The sequence below is a fragment of the Paenibacillus typhae genome (genome assembly GCF_900099765.1).
Classification (GTDB): Bacteria; Bacillota; Bacilli; order Paenibacillales; family Paenibacillaceae; genus Paenibacillus_AQ; species Paenibacillus_AQ typhae.
Genome location: NZ_FNDX01000002.1, coordinates 366,286 through 383,804 on the forward strand (window position 1 = coordinate 366,286; position 17,519 = coordinate 383,804).

Sequence of the window (17,519 nt, forward strand, 5' to 3'; positions counted from 1 at the left end):
TAGCCCTGTCTCCGCTAATATTGAAGACAGGGCCGCCGGACGGGGAAGACCTATTCTTATAATACTTAACAGGACAGCTGTTTTACTATAGCTTAGTCCTGCTGCACCACAAACTCCGCCAGCTTATAACCCCACTTTTCATAATCCTCTTTGTTCAGGCGGACGCTGTAGAGCACATCGTTTTCTTCATACTGGGTATCCTGCACTTCCCCCACCCGGTACAGCAGCGAGGAGAGATCCCCCCGGTCGCCGGGAATGCGGAATACCAGTGTATCTCCGGCCAGCTCATCGGCAATCAGCCCGGTGACACGGGCCAGGTCGTCAGGATTAAAGGCGCTGATCTTCAGATACCCCCGGCCTGAAGGCAGCATCTCCAGCTGCTCCGGCTGGCAGAGATCACTTTTGTTGAACAAGACTACCCGCGGCTTGCCGGCAGCACCAAGCTCCTGGAGAATGGAATCGACAACCTCCATCTGCTCCTCGCGCATCGGAGAGGAGGCATCCACAACATGCAGCACCAGATTGGCCTCATTGACCTCCTCCAGCGTCGCCCGGAAGGAAGCCACCAGATCATGCGGCAGGTTCTGAATGAACCCGACCGTATCGGTCAGCACCACCTCTTTGCCCGCTGGCAGCTGCAGCACACGTGAAGTGGGATCGAGTGTAGCGAACAGCTGGTTCTCAATATAGACGTCGGCATCGGTCAGCTGCTTCAAGAGCGTCGATTTGCCGGCATTGGTATAACCGACCAGCGCCACCTGCACTGCCCCGCTCTTGCGGCGGCGTTCGCGGTGCAGCTCACGTGTCTTGACGACGTCATCAAGCTGGCGCTTCAGCTCGGTGATCCGGCCGCGGATATGCCGGCGGTCGGTCTCCAGCTTGCTCTCGCCGGGACCTCTGGTCCCGATACCGCCGCCGAGCCTGGACAAATTTTTGCCGTGTCCGGACAGGCGCGGCAGCAGATAGGAGAGCTGCGCCAGCTCTACCTGTATGATGCCTTCCCTCGTCTTGGCCCGGCCGGCGAATATATCCAGGATCAGCTGGGTGCGGTCAATAATCTTCAGGTCAAGCGCTTCCTCCAGATTGCGCACCTGGGCTCCGGACAGCTCCTGGTCAAAGATCGCCGTGTTGGCGCCCAGCCCGTCTGCCGCCATCCGCAGCTCCTCCACCTTGCCTTTGCCGATGAACCACCTGGAATCAGGGGTTTCCTTGTTCTGGCGGAGAACGTCCACCACCTCAACTCCGGCTGTCTCGGCGAGCTGAACGAGCTCCTGCAGGGACAGCTCGGGGTCGATGCCTGTGCGCTTGATTTGGTCTGTAACGAGACTGACGAGAATCGCCCGGTCCTGCACATCTGTCTGTGTATCATGGGTCAGTGACATGTATTGAATGCTCCTTCTTCTTATACCTGTTGAAATGCCTGTCTGTGTTTGTCCGAAACGCCTTGCAGCAGGTGCAGGCGCTAAAGCTTGAAATCTTCAGTCCGCAGCGTCATCAGCTCCTGCTTGCCGGGGCTGGTGCTCTCATACTGGTTCAGCAGCCGGACTGCCTGCGCCCGCACGGCCTTTTCAATGGAATTACGGACATAGCGGGCGTTGCTGAAGGCGTGAAGACTCTCGGTCTTCTCGATCAGCAGATGCTGCTTTAGCTTGAGTATGGCCTGCGGCATCAAAATATAATCGCGCTCCTTGGCCATCAGCTCGGCAATCTGCAGCAGCTGGTCGATCGTGTAGTCGGGGAATTCGACCTGGATCGGAAATCTTGAAGGCAGGCCCGGATTGCTCATCAGAAAATAATCAATCTCTTCCGAGTAACCGGCCAGGATGAGCACAAACTGGCTGCGCTGGTCCTCCATGCTTTTTACAAGCGTGTCTATCGCTTCCTTGCCGAAATCTTTGTCCCCGCCGCGGGCGAGGCTGTAGGCTTCATCGATAAAAAGGATGCCGCCTAGCGCCTTTTTGACCAGATCGCGCGTCTTCTGGGCGGTATGTCCAATATATTCGCCGACCAGATCTGCACGCTCCACCTCAATCAGATGCCCTTTGCTGAGCACCCCCATCCGCTGAAACAGCTTGGCGACGATTCTGGCAACGGTCGTTTTCCCGGTTCCGGGATTCCCCTTGAATACCATATGGTAGGCCTGGCCGCCGCTGGCCAGGCCCGCCTCGCTGCGCATCTGGGCAACCTGCAGCAGGGCATAAATTTCGAATACAAGCTCCTTGATATTGTCCAGGCCCACAAGGGCATCAAGCTCCCGGCTTAATTCCTGGAATAACCCGCTGCGGCCTTGATTTTTGGCAGGCACAGGTTCGCCTGCGGCCATACCCGCCGCAGGCGGCTCCTGATTCCGCAGCACAATATTGATCTGCCGTGACGGCCGGCCATCATCCCGGCCACTTGCCGCTGCTACGCGTCCGTTCACCTTGTTCACCTCATTATCCAGGGCTGACTTGCTCTACCTCAAGTCTATTCCGGCTGGCGGGGTGTTATTAGCAGATTCGGGAACTTTATAGCTTCCTGCTGATTACATAAACAGCTGCTGCAATTTCCACTTGCTGTATGCAAGAATCTCCCGCGATTTATATTTGAGCATGGACATCGTTTCGGACTCGGTTACACCAAGCTGCGGGGAAATATAGCCGAATTCCTCCGCAATCTCCAGCGCCCGCTGCCCGTGGAAGGTGTGGGTGATAATAACAGCGGTTGTCATGCCTTCACGCTGCATAATCTCCTGGCTGAACTTCAGATTCTCGTAGGTGCTGGTAGATTCATTCTCCATCAGAATGGCTTCATCCGGCACGCCGTGCTCCACCAGATAGTTGCGCATGCCCTGGCCTTCCGTATACCGGTAGTCGGCCCTGTCCAGCCCTCCCGAAACAATAAAGCGGCTGAATTTCCCTTCCTGATAAAGCTGCAGCCCGTACTCCAGACGTTCCTTGAGTCCGGGGCTGGGCTCGTCCCCCCACATGGCCATCCCCAGAATAATGCCCGCATCAGCCTTGATCATCGGTGATGCAGTAGCGGCACTATTGATCTTGTTGAACGCAACCGCACACCACAGCAAACCTGCTGCCGCTGCGGCGGTACAAACAAGCAGAAGCCTGCGTCTGAAGCGAGGGCGCCGTTTCCGCGATACCTTACGGATGGGAGATGAGCCTCTTTGGTAAACATACCATTCCATTTCTATTTCCTCCTGAATTCTCCGTGATGGAACAATTCGGCACGATGCTTCAGGGAAAGAGCAAAATAAGGAAAGGAGTGTGCATCAATGCTGCGCAGAATACCCTTAGCTGTTGTCCAGGCCAGCTTATAGTCGCTGTCTGTAATATCATTACGTTCACGCGCTTCTTCAAGCTCATCCTCATCAAGCAAAAACACTTCCCCGTTCCACAGCACCACCACATCCAGATACAAATCATCAAACCAGGGAACTCCCTGATCCGTAACACCCTGGACCTTGCAGGTGTCTATGTACCATTGTATGATATTCTGCCGTTCGTCAAACATGGCCGTTACAATATAATGGCTGTCCTTGGGAAAATACTGCAGCCAGGAATATCCCTTGTCCGCGATGCGGTATGTATGCCTGCCATAGCTTTTCCAGAGCGGTTCCTTCAGCCCGTAAATCGTATAAAGTGTGATATAACCGCTGAATTCCCGGGTCTCCACATAGCGGCAGGCAAAATGGCGGCGCGTAATCCGGCGCCAGTTGGCCCGGTCTCCGAATTTACGTTTCATATGAATAACCCTCTCGAATAATGGTGTATCCAGCTTAACACATTTGGCAGACACACTCAAAACAAGACTTACCAAGTAGACACGGCTACGCCGTCCTAATCAGGACGGTACCCGTTTCTGCGGGAAAGATAAGGATTATGGATATTGTAAAGCATATACCTGCTTATTCTTTCAAAAATCGACAACGGCCTGTCCGGTCTCATCCATATTCAAAAAAAAGACAGGCAGACATCCGCTCATTAGCGGAAGCCTGCCTGCCCTGTATAATCTCTTGACCCCTGTAATCTGCTAGAAAAACCTTATTGTGTACTGCCGTCTCCTTCTGCCATCCCGGCCGCCGGATCGGTTACAACCCCGGCTCCGCTATCCGGGCCGGCATTGCCGCTGCCCGGCGCCGTTTCAGGCGGAGAGGTTGGCGCCGGCGTGGCCGGAGGCGGTGTCGGCAGGGCTTCAGGCGTATTCACCGGCAATCCGCCGTTGCCTCCGCCATTGCCGTTTCCGTTACCGTTGTTACCATGACCGTTGCCGTTGCCATTACCATTACCATTTCCGTTGCCATTATTACCGCCGTTGTTGCCGTTGCCTTCGCCATTCCCGTTCCCGTTGCCGTTGCCGTTATTGCCGTTTCCGGGATCGTCGGTCGGCATATTCGGATCCGGTGTCTGTTCAGGCTCCATGGTCGGCATCTCATCCTGCACGGCTACAGTAACCGTGTCGGAAGGTTCACTTTCCTGATCCAGTTCAGGATAATAGGCCGTCACATAGTATTCGTAGGTAAGGCCCGGCATGGCGCTGATATCGCCTACAGTCGGCGACACCGTGTTCAGAAGCGCCGTAAACTCGCTCTCAGATGTCTCGCGCCGGTAAATCCGGTATTCCACGCCTTCAGCCTGCGCTGGCGCCCAGCTCAGATTGACGGTCATCGTGGACGGATCATAAGCAGCTGACAGCCCGCTTACCGGCTGTACAGCCTCCGGCGTAGCGGTTGGCTCTGCTTCATTGGAGCCTGACGGTGACGGGAAGGATTTGGACGGAACACCTTCCAGCGCCTCCTCCATTACCTTGCCCCAGAAGGCCGCTGCCAGCGGACTGCTGTTCTTCAGCAGATGGGTCTTGCTCGGCTTGTCATAGCCCATCCAGACCGCCGCTGTCCATTCCGGCGTATAGCCGACGAACCAGACGTCACGGTTGGAGCTGATTCCGGAGTACCCGCTCTGAGTGGTGCCAGTCTTACCGGCAACCGGACGGTTGATCTTCGCTTTTTTACCGGTCCCGTCCGTTACAACCTCCTGCATCATCTCGGTCATCTGATACGCCGTCTGCTCGCTCATTACCCGCTCAGGCGCGGTGTTGGCTCTATAAACCGTATCCCCGTCGCTGTTCTCAATCGACTTGATCGAGTAGGCCTCCCGCAGCTCCCCGCCGTTTGCAAAGGCACTGTAGGCCTGGGCCATCTCCAGCGTATTCGTGCCTTGCGACACACCGCCGAGCGCCAGCGCCAGGTTTTTGTCGTCATCACTAAGATTAATGCCGAGCTTCTTCGCGAACTGGAAGCCGGTATTCACACCGATTTCATTCAGCAGCCAGACTGCCGGGATATTTTCCGACTTCGTGATGGCTGTGCTCATGCTTATGGTAGACGAGTAACCGTGCAGATTATTTGGGCAGTAGGTGCCGAAGCACTGCTTTTCGTTACTCAGCATGGAAGAGCTTGTGAACTTGCCCGATTCCAGAGCCGGTGCATAAGCAACAATCGGCTTAATGGACGAGCCCGGAGAACGGCGGCTGCCGTTCACGCGGCTGAAGCCCTTTTTCTCATAATTGCGTCCGCCCATCAGGGCAACAATACTGCCGTTCTCCTGATTGATGATTGTCATCGAACCCTGAACCAGCTCATCGTCGACGCTTTTTTCAAAATTGTCGCTGTCGGCAAAAGCATCCTCCACCGTCTCCTGGGCGTGCTTATCCATAGTGGTGTAGATTTTGTAGCCCCCGATGTTGAGATCGTCTTCGGTCAGCCCGAATCTCTCTTCTGCTTCATCAATCGCAAAATCAATAAAGGCCTGATAACGCTGCTTGCTCTCCGGCGGCTTGTAGCTGTATTCCACCGCCTTGGCCTGATCCATCTCTTCCTTGGTGATGTAGCCCTGCTCATACATGAGCTGAAGCACTACGCCGCGCCGTTCCTTGGAAAGCTCAGGGTTACGGAGCGGATTGTAACGGGAAGGCCCTTTCGGCATTGCGGCCAGTGTAGCCATTTCCCACAGTTCCAGATCCGCGAGGTTGCTCTTGCCGAAATAACGGATGGAAGCCGCCTTGATTCCATAGATCGTGCCCCCGAACGGGATCCGGTTAAGATACATCGTGATAATATCATCTTTGGTCTTGGAGTTCTCCAGCGCAACCGCAATGGATACCTCTGTCGCCTTGCGGAAGAACGTCTTGTCACGGGTCAAAAAGATATTTTTGGCCAGCTGCTGGGTGATGGTACTGCCGCCTTCCACCATGCTGCGTGCCGCAATATCCTTCACCGCTGCGCGGCCGATCGACCAGAAGTCTACCCCTTTGTGTTCAAAGAAACGTTTATCCTCGGTTGCCACAAAAGCATTGATCAGCTGCTCCGGGATATCGTCATGCTCCACCGGATCGCTTTTTTCCAGTGACAGCTCGCCGATCAGATTCGCATTGCGGTCAAAAATCTGTGTCGGCGGATTGACCGTCAGCTTATCCTGGTTCTCATTAAGCAGCTTCTGCCCGTTCAGCATAATGAACAGATAACCGCCGAGCGCACAAAAAATCGCCAGGGCCATCGCAAAAAACAAACTCCATAATACGCGCTTTTTGGTTAAAAACTTTTTCTTTTTCTTAGGCTTGGGCTTACCTGTGGATTTCGCAGAGCCCGTCTGTCTGTGTCTGTTGTTTGTCCTTGATATTTCGTCTCTGGACATGCTGCCTCCTGACTCCCTTGCGGAAATATCCTAAATTTATAGGCACGAATGAAAAGAACAACCTTCGCAGGTTGCTCTCGCGCACTCTATTCAAACGGTTTATAAACAAAAAAGTTTCGCTTTAAGGCAGTAAAATGTTACTCGTCGCTTCCGCTGTCCTGCATCAGTGAGACACTGCGCTGCGGCGTGAAGGTCGAGATCGCATGCTTGTACACCATCTGCTGGCGCCCGTCACTGTCGATCACAATCGTGAAATTATCAAATGCCTTGATGATTCCCCGGATCTGAAAGCCGTTGGTCAAATATACTGTGGCAGGGATATTCTCTTTACGCAGCTGGTTCAAGAACGTATCTTGGATGTTAATGGACTTGTTCATATGACGTACCCCCAATGGTTCAATTAGATTGTTCGTAAGTATATTCAACACCTGAGAGAAACTTTCCTGCTATTATACCACGCAATCTGCAGTTACAGCAATTCGCTGAATTGGAGTGAAGTTAAGGTATATAACATGAACGTTGACGCAGCCGGGGCGGCTTCCGGTAGCACGCAGCGTCCGTTCTCTCTAGAATACATGTTAAATCTTCCGCCCCCTTCCCGTCAATTCCCTGCACTCCGGTTAGTGCTTGAGGCCCCCACATTTTTCTACCGCAAATCAGCGGGGATTGAATCAGGCCTGCCAAAATAAAAAAAGGCCCCGGAGCATGTATGAAACATACTTCCCGGGACTGTTCACGATGCATAAAGGGATTGAAGCAAACGCCGTGTCCATCTTATCTATCAAGTTTACGGGAGATAATCTCACGTATCTTTGCAAGATTACCGGGATAGTTCTGCTCGTTAAAATCTTCAATCCATTCGATTTCCTTCATGTGGCGGAACCAGGACAGCTGGCGCTTGGCAAACCGCCGGGTGTCGCGCTTCAGCAGGGTCACCGCTTCCTCATAGGTCAGTTCCCCCTCCAGATAAGCGGCGATCTCCTTGTAGCCCAGCCCCTGCATGGCTACCATGCTGCGGTGATAGCCCTTGTCCAGCAGCCCCCGCACCTCGGCAATCAGCCCCTGCTCCAGCATCTGGTCGATCCGGTCCTCAATCCGCTTGTAGAGGATCTTCCGGTCCATGGTGAGGCCGATCAGACACAGCTCATAGGGGGATTCCCGGGTCTGCTCCGCTTTGTTGGCGGACAGGGTGGTGCCCATCTGGTGATGGATTTCCAGCGCCCGGATAATCCGGCGGCGGTCGTTCGGATGGAGCCGCTCCGCACTGGCCGGGTCCACGGCGGCAAGCCGGGCATGCAGCGCCTCAGCCCCGTGCGTTTCCGCGTAGGCGTCCTGTTCGGCACGGAATGCTTCGTCGGCCACCGCCTCGGAGAAGCGGAAGCCGTAGCACAGCGACTCAATGTACAGCCCTGTGCCGCCGACAATAAACGGCAGTCTGCCCCGGCTGCTGATCTCGGCAATCAGCCGCTTGCCCTGCTCCTGGAATTCGGCAACCGAGTACGCCTCCTCCGGATCATGAATATCAATCAGATGATGGGGGATTCCGTTCATTTCCTCCGTGCTGATCTTGGCTGTGCCGATATCCATGCCGCGGTACACCTGCATGGAATCGCCGGAGATGATCTCGGCATTATAGGCCTCTGCCAGCTCCAGGCTCAGCCTTGTTTTGCCGACGGCCGTCGGCCCCAGCAGCACGAGCACCTTATGTTTCGTCTCAGTTGTCAATGTGGATCACCCCGTACGATATTTTGGCGCTCCCGCGCAGCAGCTCCGTGAAGCCGAGCCGGTTAAATTCACCGCTCAGCGCCTTTTCCTTGAGCAGGACGGTTTTGCGGGCAACGCGGCGCGCTTCAGCGACCGTCTCCTCTGAAAGAGCTGCGGTGTTGGCGAACTGGCGCAGCGGCGAGATGGCTGACGAATCCATCAGCGGCACCCGGAACATCGGGTCAAAGTAAACGATGTCCACGCTTTTGTCCGGCAGCCCGCGCAGATATTCCAGATGCTCGCTGTGAACCACCCGGATGCGGCGCAGCGCTTCATTTACCTTCACCTGCCCTGAAGTATAATGCTTCATGCCTTCGGAGAGCAGCGCATACAGCGGCAGCGAGCTCTCCAGTGCTGTAACCGCTGAGCCCTCTCCGCCCAGCACGGCAAACAGAAGGGAATCGCTGCCCAGCCCGGCTGTACAATCCAGCACGCTGTCGCCCGGTTCCATCCGTGCCGCTTCCAGCATGGCATCCGGTTCGCCCTTGAGAATCCGCTTGGCCCGGACAAAGCCCATGCTCGGGTGGAATTCCATCGGCGGCGTGCCCGGCGTAATCAGCCGTACCGCCTCCTGAAGGATGACCAGAATATCTTCGTCCCCGTAGCGCTCGACCAGCCGTCTCACAGACAGCTTCCCGCGGGGTATAAATTTCGTTCCGGTGTGCTCCGCCAGCGCCCTGGCCCGCTGAACAATTTCCGGTATCGGGTCAAAGCCCGTCGTTATAATCATGTTGCCTCCATTTCCGTACTTGCTTCTATCGTTAGGTTACATTACCCGCTTGAACAGCTTCTCCAGATCATAAGCAGAGAAGGACACAACAATCGGCCGGCCGTGCGGGCAGGTATAAGGCTGCTTGCAGGCCGCCAGCCGTGACAGCAGCGCATCCACCTCCGGCTCCGTCAGCTTCTGGTTGGCCTTGATCGAGGCCTTGCAGGAGCAGAGGATCGAGGATTTCTCGCGCAGCTTGGCCAGGTCTATGGACCGCTCGCTGAGCACCCACTCGGCCATTTCCTCCACCAGCGCCTTCTCCTCCCCTTCCGGGAACCAGTAAGGCAGGGAACGGACCAGAAACGTCTGGCCCCCGAAATGCTCCAGATATACCCCGGCCTTCTCAAACCAATGCAGCCGCTCGCTGAGCTGGCGGCTCTCTGACGGCGTGAATTCCAGTGTAATCGGCAGGAGCAGCTCCTGCGAGGCATCCTCCGGACGCCCGAATTTCTCATAATAATATTCGTAGTTAATCCGCTCATGCGCAGCGTGCTGGTCAATCAGATAAAGCCCGCTGTCGTTCTGGGCAATAATATAAGTGCCGTGATGCTGACCGATGTAATTCAGCTCGGGAAACTGCGGGAGACCCGGATCGGCATTTCCGCTCGGGGCATACAGCTCCCCGGCACCAGGCAGGCTGCCGCGTGCCGGCACCGCTGCCGGCGGCTGGCGGTAGCTGCCGCCTCCGTCACCCCGGGTCCGCGCCGGCGCCTGCGGGAAGCTGCCGCTGTAGACAGCGGCACTCTCCCTGGCCTGCGGCTGGTAAGCCGGAGGCTGAAGCTGGCCGGACCGCGCGGCCAGCGGATCAGCGCCGCCGCCGGAAACAGGCGGACGGCCCTCTGCGCCGCCGGACGGACCGGCCGTGCGGGCAGGGACGCCGCTGACTGGCGGAGCGCTGCTCTCGCTGCCCGGGACGGCCGGCGGAGCGTAGCTCACGCCAGACACGCCGGGCAGCTGCCCTGCCGCCGATGGCTGGGCGGCCGCAGCGGATTCCGCCTGCGCAGCAGGTGCAGTGCCCTTCGAAAAGGCGAACTGCTCCTGAATGAAGGAGCTGCTGCCCTTCCCGCCGACCGTTTCCCTGCCGGGCCGGGGGATCAGGTTCTGGCCGAGCAGCACCTTGCGCAGCTCCTGCTCTACAAAGGCGTACAGCTCCGTCTCCTTGCTGAAGCGCACCTCCAGCTTCGCCGGATGCACGTTGACATCGACAAGCGAAGGATGCATATCCAGCTTGAGCACCAGCAGCGGATAGCGGTTAATCGGCAGCAGCGTGTGGTACGCGCGCAGGATTGCCGCATTCAGCCCGTTGCTGCGGATATAACGTCCGCCGACGATGGTTGTTACCGCGTTCCGGTTGGAGCGGGTCCATTCCGGTCGGCTGATGTATCCGGTGATCTTATAATCGGGATCTTCCGCGCTGACCGGCAGCATCGCCTTGGCCGCAGATGTGCCGTAGACGGCTGCGATGACCTGAAGCAGATCGCCGTTGCCGAGCGTATGAAGCAGCTGGTTGCCGTTATGGTGCAGCGTAAAGGAAATATCAGGGTGCGCCAGCGCCATCCGGTACATCGCATCCGATATATGCCCGAGCTCAGTCTGAATACTCTTCATATACTTCAGCCTTGCCGGAGTATTGTAAAACAATTCACGCACAGCCATATCACTGCCTTTGCCGGCAGGCTGATCTTCATTTGCGATCAGCCGCCCGCCTTCAATCGCGATCTGCCGGCCCTTGCCGTCATCACCGCTGGCTGTAAGCAGTGTAACCTTCGACACCGCCGCGATACTGGGCAGTGCCTCGCCCCGGAAGCCGAGGCTTGTAATCTGGAACAGGTCGCGGCCGCTGGCAATCTTGCTGGTCGCATGGCGGTAGAACGCCGTCTCGCAATCCTCCGCTTCAATGCCCGAGCCGTTGTCCTTGACGCGGATACTCTGCAGGCCGCCCTCTTCCACGGTGACCTCGATGCGGGTGCTGCCGGCATCAATGGCGTTCTCCACCAGCTCCTTTACGACGGAAGCCGGCCGCTCCACTACTTCCCCGGCAGCAATCTGGTTGGCAATATGCTCGTCCAGCACATGAATTTTGGCCATGTCATTCACCTCGCGGTAATAATATAAATTACTTTTTCAAAAGTAGGCTCGATGGGCTCCCGGCCTGATGATCCCTCTGGATTAAAGGGTCCGCCGCCTTGAGTTGGAAGTTCGCCATCTCATTCTGTTACTTCCCAGCATAAAAGTCTATATAACGTGCGCCTAGCTGTTGCAGCTGCTGCTAATATTATAATCCTTTAGCCTTCTGTTTCAGCTCGTTCAGCAGGCTCATCGCCTGCAGCGGAGTCATATTCATCAGGTCCGCGTCCTGGACAGCAGCGACCAGCTCCTTCAGGACAGGATTCTCCTTCGCTGCCGATGCAGCTGCCGGTGCAGCCGCCGGCTCAGCACCGCCCTTGCGGCCTTTGCGCGGCTCTTCTTCCCCGAAAATCGATAGCTGGACCACTTCCTGGTCAGCACTGTCCTCAAAGGAAGCCAGTGAAACCGCCGATTCTGCAAATACAGTCCCGCCGGACAGGATGGAAGCCGCCGCGTGTGAAGGGCCTGAAGACTGAGGCTGCTGCTGGTGCACAGCCTGTCCGCCGTGCGGCCGGCCGGCTGGCTCGCGGCTCTCTCTGAGCTCACTGCCGGAGCTGCCGCCTTCACCGCCGGTTCCGTAATTCAGCGCTGAACTTCCCGGAGGCGCGGCCTGCTCTATGCTCTGAAGCAATCCGTAGGCACGGTCGATGATCCCTTCGGGCAGGCCGGCAAGCCGGGCGCAATAAATACCGTAGCTGCTGTCAGCGGCTCCCGGCACCAGCTTGCGCAGGAAATTGACTTTGTCGCCGCTCTCCTGGACAGCCATAGAGTAATTGCGCAGTCCTTTCAAGCTCTGCTCCAAGTGGGCCAGCTCATGAAAATGGGTCGAGACCAGCGCCTTGCAGGCAATTGTATCATGCACATACTCAATAACTGCCTGGGCAATGGCCATCCCTTCGCTGGTCGAGGTTCCCCGGCCCAGCTCGTCGATGATAATCAGACTGCGGGCAGTGGCCTTCTCGGTCATAACCTGAATATCGGCCATTTCCACCATAAAGGTGCTTTGGCCGCCGATCAGATCATCCGCCGCTCCGATCCGCGTGAAGATCCGGTCAATCAGCGGCACTTCAGCGCTCGATGCCGGGACAAAGCAGCCGATCTGCGCCAGAATGCAGATCAGGGCCACCTGGCGCATATAAGTGCTTTTCCCGGCCATGTTCGGTCCGGTAATCAGCAATATATTCCCGTCATCCCGGGTAAGCGTACTGCCGTTGGCCATAAAGGCAGCATCCTTCAGCACCGCCTCCACGACAGGATGGCGTCCGCCTTCGAGCCGCAGGTCATAGCCGTCGGACAGCTTCGGCTTGACGAACCGGTGCTCGGCACTTACAGCGGCCAGGCACTGGTACACATCAATCTCAGCCACCTTCTCGGCGAGAGCCTGCAGGCGGGGAATCTGGGCCGCAATCCGGTCACGCAGCTCGGTAAAAAGGCTGTATTCAATATCCGTCATTTTGTCCTGCGCTTCCAGAATCAGCGCTTCCTTCTCCTTCAGCTCAGGAGTCACATAACGCTCGGCGTTTGCCAGCGTCTGCTTGCGCTCATAGCGGCCTTCCGGCAGGGAGGACAGGTTGGAACGGGTTATTTCTATATAATAGCCGAACACTTTATTGAAGCCGATCTTCAGTGACTTAATTCCTGTAGCGGCACGTTCCTTCGCTTCAAGCTCGGCAATCCACTGCTTGCCGTTTGTGCTGGCAACCCGCAGCTCATCCAGACGTTCATGATATCCGGTCCGGATAATGCCGCCGTCGCGTACAGAAACCGGAGGGTCCTCCACGATGGCCTGGTCAATGTCCTCGCACAGCTCGGCACATACATCCATGGAACCGGCGATTTCCCGCAGGGTCGCGGAGCCGGATGCCAGGCACATCTCCTTGAGCGCCGGTATCTGCTGCAGGGACAGCTTCAGGGCGTTCATGTCGCGGCCGTTGGCGCTGCCAAAGGCAATCCGCCCGACCAGCCGCTCCAGATCGTAGATTTCCTTCAGCGCACCGCGCAGATCCTCCCGCACGATGAACTGGTTATACAGGTAATCGACAGCCTCAAGCCGCCGTTCAATCGGAGCACGCTGCAGCAGCGGCTTGTCGATTCTGCGGCGCAGCAGCCGGCCGCCCATCGAGGTTTCGGTGCGGTCGAGCAGCCAGAGCAGTGAACCTTTCTTCGAACGTTCGCGGACCGTCTCAGTCAGCTCCAGATTTCGGCGCGTGAACGGGTCAAGAATCATATAGTTGCCCGGCTCATACGGGGAAATTTGGCTCAGCTGGCCAAGTGAACGGCGCTGCGTTTCGCTTAAATAAGAAATCAGAAGCGCCAGGCAGCTGCCCCGCTCCTTCTCCAGCCGGACCCAGGCAGCTTCGCCGAACTGGCGGCGGGCCATTTCTTCTTCTCTTTTATCCCAGGGGGTATACACAACCGGCTTGGCCAGCAGCGAGGCTTCACTGCGCAGCTGTTCCAGCAGCGCCGCATCCCCGATGATTTCCGCCGGCTCATAAATGCCGATTTCATCGCGCAGCCACTCTGCATTAGACAGGACAGAAGTGACATACAGTTCACCTGTCGTAAGATCGCAGGCCGAGAGTGCCATCATCCCGTCATTTTCAGTAACGCAGACGAGATAATTATTGCTTTTATCCGTAATAATCTTGCCGTCCATTACGGTTCCCGGGGTAACCACGCGGACAATATCGCGCCGCACCATGCCTTTGGTCACGGCCGGGTCATCGTGCTGCTCGCAGATCGCGACCTTGTAGCCTTTTTCAATGAGTCGCTGTATGTAACCTTCGGCCGCATGATAAGGCACTCCGCACATCGGAATCTTCTCATCGCCTCCGCCCTGGCGGCCGGTTAATGCTATCTCAAGTTCCTTTGAGGCGAGGATCGCATCGTCAAAGAACATTTCATAGAAATCACCCAGCCGGAAAAAAAGGAAAGCATCCTTCGCCCCTTCCTTTACCTTCAAGTATTGCTCCATCATCGGCGTATATTTAGCCATTGTTAACCTCCATGCCATTTCTCTAGTACTCTCTATTATAGCAGAAACTCGCAGAGCAAAGTTATCCCCCTTGCGCGCAGGAAGAAACAGGTGTTCTCTCCAAATGCGGACAGCTCCCGCTGAACTAAAATATGGCTGCAACTTCTCCCTTGTATAATGTAAGATTAGGAACAAACATCAATTATACTTACTAGGGGGACTTATTATGATACGCAGACTGTACGAGGCAGACCGGGAACGGCTGATGGCGCTGACAGGCCATAACCCGTCCATTAATCTGTTTATTATCGGGGATGTGGAAAACTTCGGATTCGAGCAGGAATTCATGGAGCTGTGGGGGGAATCTGATACGCCGGACGGGCCTCTGAAGGCAGTAATGCTGCGTTTTTACAGCAGTTATCTTACTTATGCGGAAGGAGATTTTGATACAGAGGGTTTTGCGGAACTGATCCGTAAAGACACCGGGGCTGAAATGATATCAGGGGATGCCGGGGTTGTGCAGGCTTTCAGAGGGAAGATTGCGGCCCGTGAGGAAAAGCAGATGCTGTTCGCTGAGCTGAAGGAAATGAACGGACCGCTCCGCTTCGCAGCGGCTGTCCCGCTTGTCATCCGTAAAGCAACGGCCCATGATGTCGAGGCCATCTGTACGCTCACCGATCAGATCGAGGAATTCGCCGCCAGCACCGAAGATTCGCGCAAAAGCCTGCGCAAAGCGCTGGAAAGCAAGACCGGACGCACGTTTTTCGCCGAGCAGGACGGCAAAGTCATCGCCTCAGCCTCAACCACTGCCGAAAATTCGCTGTCGGCCATGATTGTCGGCGTCGCCACCCATCCGCAGCATAGAGGCCAAGGGCTGGCTACCCGCATTACCGCTGAGCTGTGCGCCGATCTGCTGGCCGAGGGGAAATCCCTGTGTCTGTTCTATAACAATCCCCAAGCCGGCCAGATTTACAAAAAGCTGGGCTTCACGGACATCGGTACCTGGGCGATGATGTATCTGGAAAAGCAGCGGTAAATACGGACCCCTAGGCCCCGGACCGGCAGCAGCAGATCGTTTGCAAGCCGTAGGCACTCCGGTATCAGAGTGCCTCCGGGAATCAGGGCAAGGTTCAGTGTAACCAGGGACTTTGATACAATGCCACTATCAGGCTCAATCTGAGCCTTTTTCAGGTTGAGCCTGACTTTATCCTGCCTTCTTCTTTGCTCAGCCACAGTCCGCGGATGTCGCGCGACTCGTCCCAGGTCCGCTCCGCCGCTATAAAGCCCAGGAGCGGTTCGATGTAAGCGGCTGCCTGCGCATAGCCGGGCAGCCCCCGCAGCTGCGCCTGCAGCGGAATGAAGGCTGCGCGCAGCGGGGTTTTGTCGCCGCTGTAATAGGCGGCATGCAGCTCCTCCCGGTCGAGCGGGCGCAGCGTAAGGTCTTCGTAGCGGCTCACGATCAGGTGAGCCAGGAAGACCACGCCCTTGGCGATGACCGGGGAGACGAGGAAGCTCGGCAGGGTCCGGTATTCAAAGCCGCCATGCGGCTGAAGCCGGAAATCGCCGAGCACGCCGTACCGCGGACGCCGCGCGGCAGCCCTGGCGTCCTCCAGCAGCATCAGCGGCAGCGCGAGGTAGTTGTCGAGCGCGCGCAGCAGCGGCGCCGTGAGCGTTACGCCGCTGAAGTGCAGGTGGCCGCCGAGGGCCCAGCCCGGCAGCGGCATGCCTCCCGCCCGCAAGCTTAGCGAGCGGTCGGTGATGAGCCGGTCCGCCGCGCGCACGGCGGACATCAGCTGCGCCAGCAGCGCGCGCGGTTCCCCGCGCGGCTGGGGGCGCAGCTCCGCTACCGGGAACGTGCCCTGCGTTCCCGGGGGCCCGGCGTCGCAGCCCGCGACGCCGTCCAGGGGCAGGTACCGCGACGCGGGCACGACGCGGCCGGTGGACTCCCGGAGCAGAAGGAACTCCGGGTCCATGCCCATCAGCAGCCCTGGACGGCCGGGCTGCTCAAGGGCAAGGGCGGCGTCCAGCGCCTGTGACGCCGCCCGGTAAACGCCGCTGTCTGCTGCAGAGAGAGGCATGACAGCCTCGACGGCAAACTGTTTGCCGCCAAGAGCCACAAGCCTCACCTCACCGCTATCCAGCCCAAGGCAATACAAGGCCCGGACCGCGGTTTCACACAGCTGGCCTGCTGAACTGCGGCGGCTATGCTGCCCGTGGCTGTATAGACCGGGCACAGCTGCCTGCATCTCTGCGCTGTCATCTGCTGTCAGCCGTTCCTCTCTTTCGGCCTCAGGCCCGGCAATCACAGCCCGGCCACCCGGCCCCTCTTCATCCACTGCAGTATACGCCGTATGTTCCCTTCTGTTTAGAGGCGAAAAGGAGCCCCCTTCCGTGATGCCTCCAGCATAATGGCCATTTAACCTCACTGAACTCCTACCTTGATTACCAGGGCCCTTGGCTACACTCTCCGGTTCTCCCCGACTCTGCGCATTAGACTTCTGCCGCATAGCCTGTCCGGTCCCCAGCGCCTGGATGTCCAACACCTGCTGATTGAAGATGCTGACTATATATTGCTGTCTGTGGATCCTGCTTAATTCTTTTGAGTGATACATATGTATAGCGTTTACTTCTGCTGCGGTAATCCCCCGCTGCTCCAGCTCCGCCCGGCCGGAAGGAGTCATAGCAGCCTTCAGCCCGCAGCGCTGCAACCGGGCTTCCCGCTGCGGCAGCGTTAACCGGATAAACACGTTAAGCCCTTCGTTCATGACCTGCTCCTCCCAAACAGTCTCTGCACCCGTTTAGCATCTGGTTTACAGCTGCTCAATCTAAGTGTAAAATCGTCAACTAATTCTTAGATCTACTATAGATAAGAGGATACTAATTGGAAAAATAGCACTTAATTTCTCTGTTTTGGCGTTCAAAGCGCTTTTCGGGCAAAATTTAGTTGCGATTTTACAACTATTCGTTTGAAATTGAGAAATAGAGTGGAATTAAGTGTGGAAAATCCACCTAATTCTTAAGAATCCGACGCAACAAGCTTATGAAGTACCGCATCAGGCCGCTCTAAATTTAAAGTATCCGTAAGTATACATTAAATTTCCAAAACTAGAGTAAAGGGCTGAACAAATTCAGCCCCTCCTCATCAAACCGTACGTGAGGTTTTCCCTCATACGGCTTTCCGATGTTCGTCATTCATGGG

At 56.7% G+C, this 17,519-nt stretch carries 12 protein-coding genes; 1 reads left to right on the plus strand and 11 read right to left on the minus strand.

Features of this window, described 5'->3' with window-relative positions; all coding sequences use genetic code 11:
• Window positions 1-92: 92 nt before the first annotated feature.
• The 10 genes from hflX to mutS all read right to left on the minus strand — a co-directional run bounded on the left by hflX (window position 93) and on the right by mutS (window position 14,341).
• Window positions 93-1,382 carry a GTPase HflX gene (gene hflX / locus BLR64_RS03345; RefSeq protein WP_090712177.1) on the minus strand — a complete coding sequence of 430 codons (1,290 nt, stop codon included), beginning with the start codon at window positions 1,380-1,382 and terminating at the stop codon, window positions 93-95.
• A gap of 80 nt (window positions 1,383-1,462) precedes the next feature.
• Window positions 1,463-2,422, minus strand: coding sequence for an AAA family ATPase (locus tag BLR64_RS03350; protein WP_090712179.1), 960 nt, complete (start codon window positions 2,420-2,422; stop codon window positions 1,463-1,465).
• A gap of 102 nt (window positions 2,423-2,524) precedes the next feature.
• Window positions 2,525-3,181 carry a YdcF family protein gene (locus tag BLR64_RS03355; protein WP_090712182.1) on the minus strand — a complete coding sequence of 219 codons (657 nt, stop codon included), beginning with the start codon at window positions 3,179-3,181 and terminating at the stop codon, window positions 2,525-2,527.
• Between the two features lie 2 nt (window positions 3,182-3,183).
• Window positions 3,184-3,738, minus strand: coding sequence for a ribonuclease FAU-1 family protein (locus BLR64_RS03360; protein ID WP_068724970.1), 555 nt, complete (start codon window positions 3,736-3,738; stop codon window positions 3,184-3,186).
• A gap of 299 nt (window positions 3,739-4,037) precedes the next feature.
• Window positions 4,038-6,686: a transglycosylase domain-containing protein gene (locus BLR64_RS03365; RefSeq protein ID WP_090712184.1), complete on the minus strand. Its 2,649-nt coding sequence runs from the start codon at window positions 6,684-6,686 to the stop codon at window positions 4,038-4,040.
• 137 nt (window positions 6,687-6,823) lie between these two features.
• Window positions 6,824-7,063, minus strand: coding sequence for an RNA chaperone Hfq (gene hfq / locus BLR64_RS03370; protein ID WP_068724967.1), 240 nt, complete (start codon window positions 7,061-7,063; stop codon window positions 6,824-6,826).
• Window positions 7,064-7,460: 397 nt separating this feature from the next.
• A complete protein-coding gene (gene miaA / locus BLR64_RS03375; protein ID WP_090712186.1) occupies window positions 7,461-8,411 on the minus strand; it encodes a tRNA (adenosine(37)-N6)-dimethylallyltransferase MiaA in 951 nt (316 codons plus the stop codon).
• A complete protein-coding gene (locus tag BLR64_RS03380; RefSeq protein ID WP_090712188.1) occupies window positions 8,401-9,180 on the minus strand; it encodes a class I SAM-dependent methyltransferase in 780 nt (259 codons plus the stop codon). Before BLR64_RS03380 ends, miaA begins: the two co-directional genes overlap by 11 nt.
• Before the next feature lie 36 nt (window positions 9,181-9,216).
• Window positions 9,217-11,307, minus strand: coding sequence for a DNA mismatch repair endonuclease MutL (gene mutL / locus BLR64_RS03385; protein ID WP_090712190.1), 2,091 nt, complete (start codon window positions 11,305-11,307; stop codon window positions 9,217-9,219).
• A gap of 187 nt (window positions 11,308-11,494) precedes the next feature.
• Window positions 11,495-14,341, minus strand: coding sequence for a DNA mismatch repair protein MutS (gene mutS, locus BLR64_RS03390; protein ID WP_090712192.1), 2,847 nt, complete (start codon window positions 14,339-14,341; stop codon window positions 11,495-11,497).
• Window positions 14,342-14,546: 205 nt separating this feature from the next.
• Between mutS and BLR64_RS03395 the strand changes: the two genes are divergently transcribed.
• A complete protein-coding gene (locus BLR64_RS03395; RefSeq protein ID WP_090712194.1) occupies window positions 14,547-15,356 on the plus strand; it encodes a GNAT family N-acetyltransferase in 810 nt (269 codons plus the stop codon).
• Between the two features lie 151 nt (window positions 15,357-15,507).
• On the opposite strand, the gene BLR64_RS03400 is transcribed toward BLR64_RS03395, so the two are convergent.
• Window positions 15,508-17,085, minus strand: a complete 1,578-nt coding sequence (locus BLR64_RS03400; protein WP_090712196.1) for a putative amidoligase domain-containing protein — start codon at window positions 17,083-17,085, stop codon at window positions 15,508-15,510.
• Window positions 17,086-17,519: the final 434 nt, after the last annotated feature.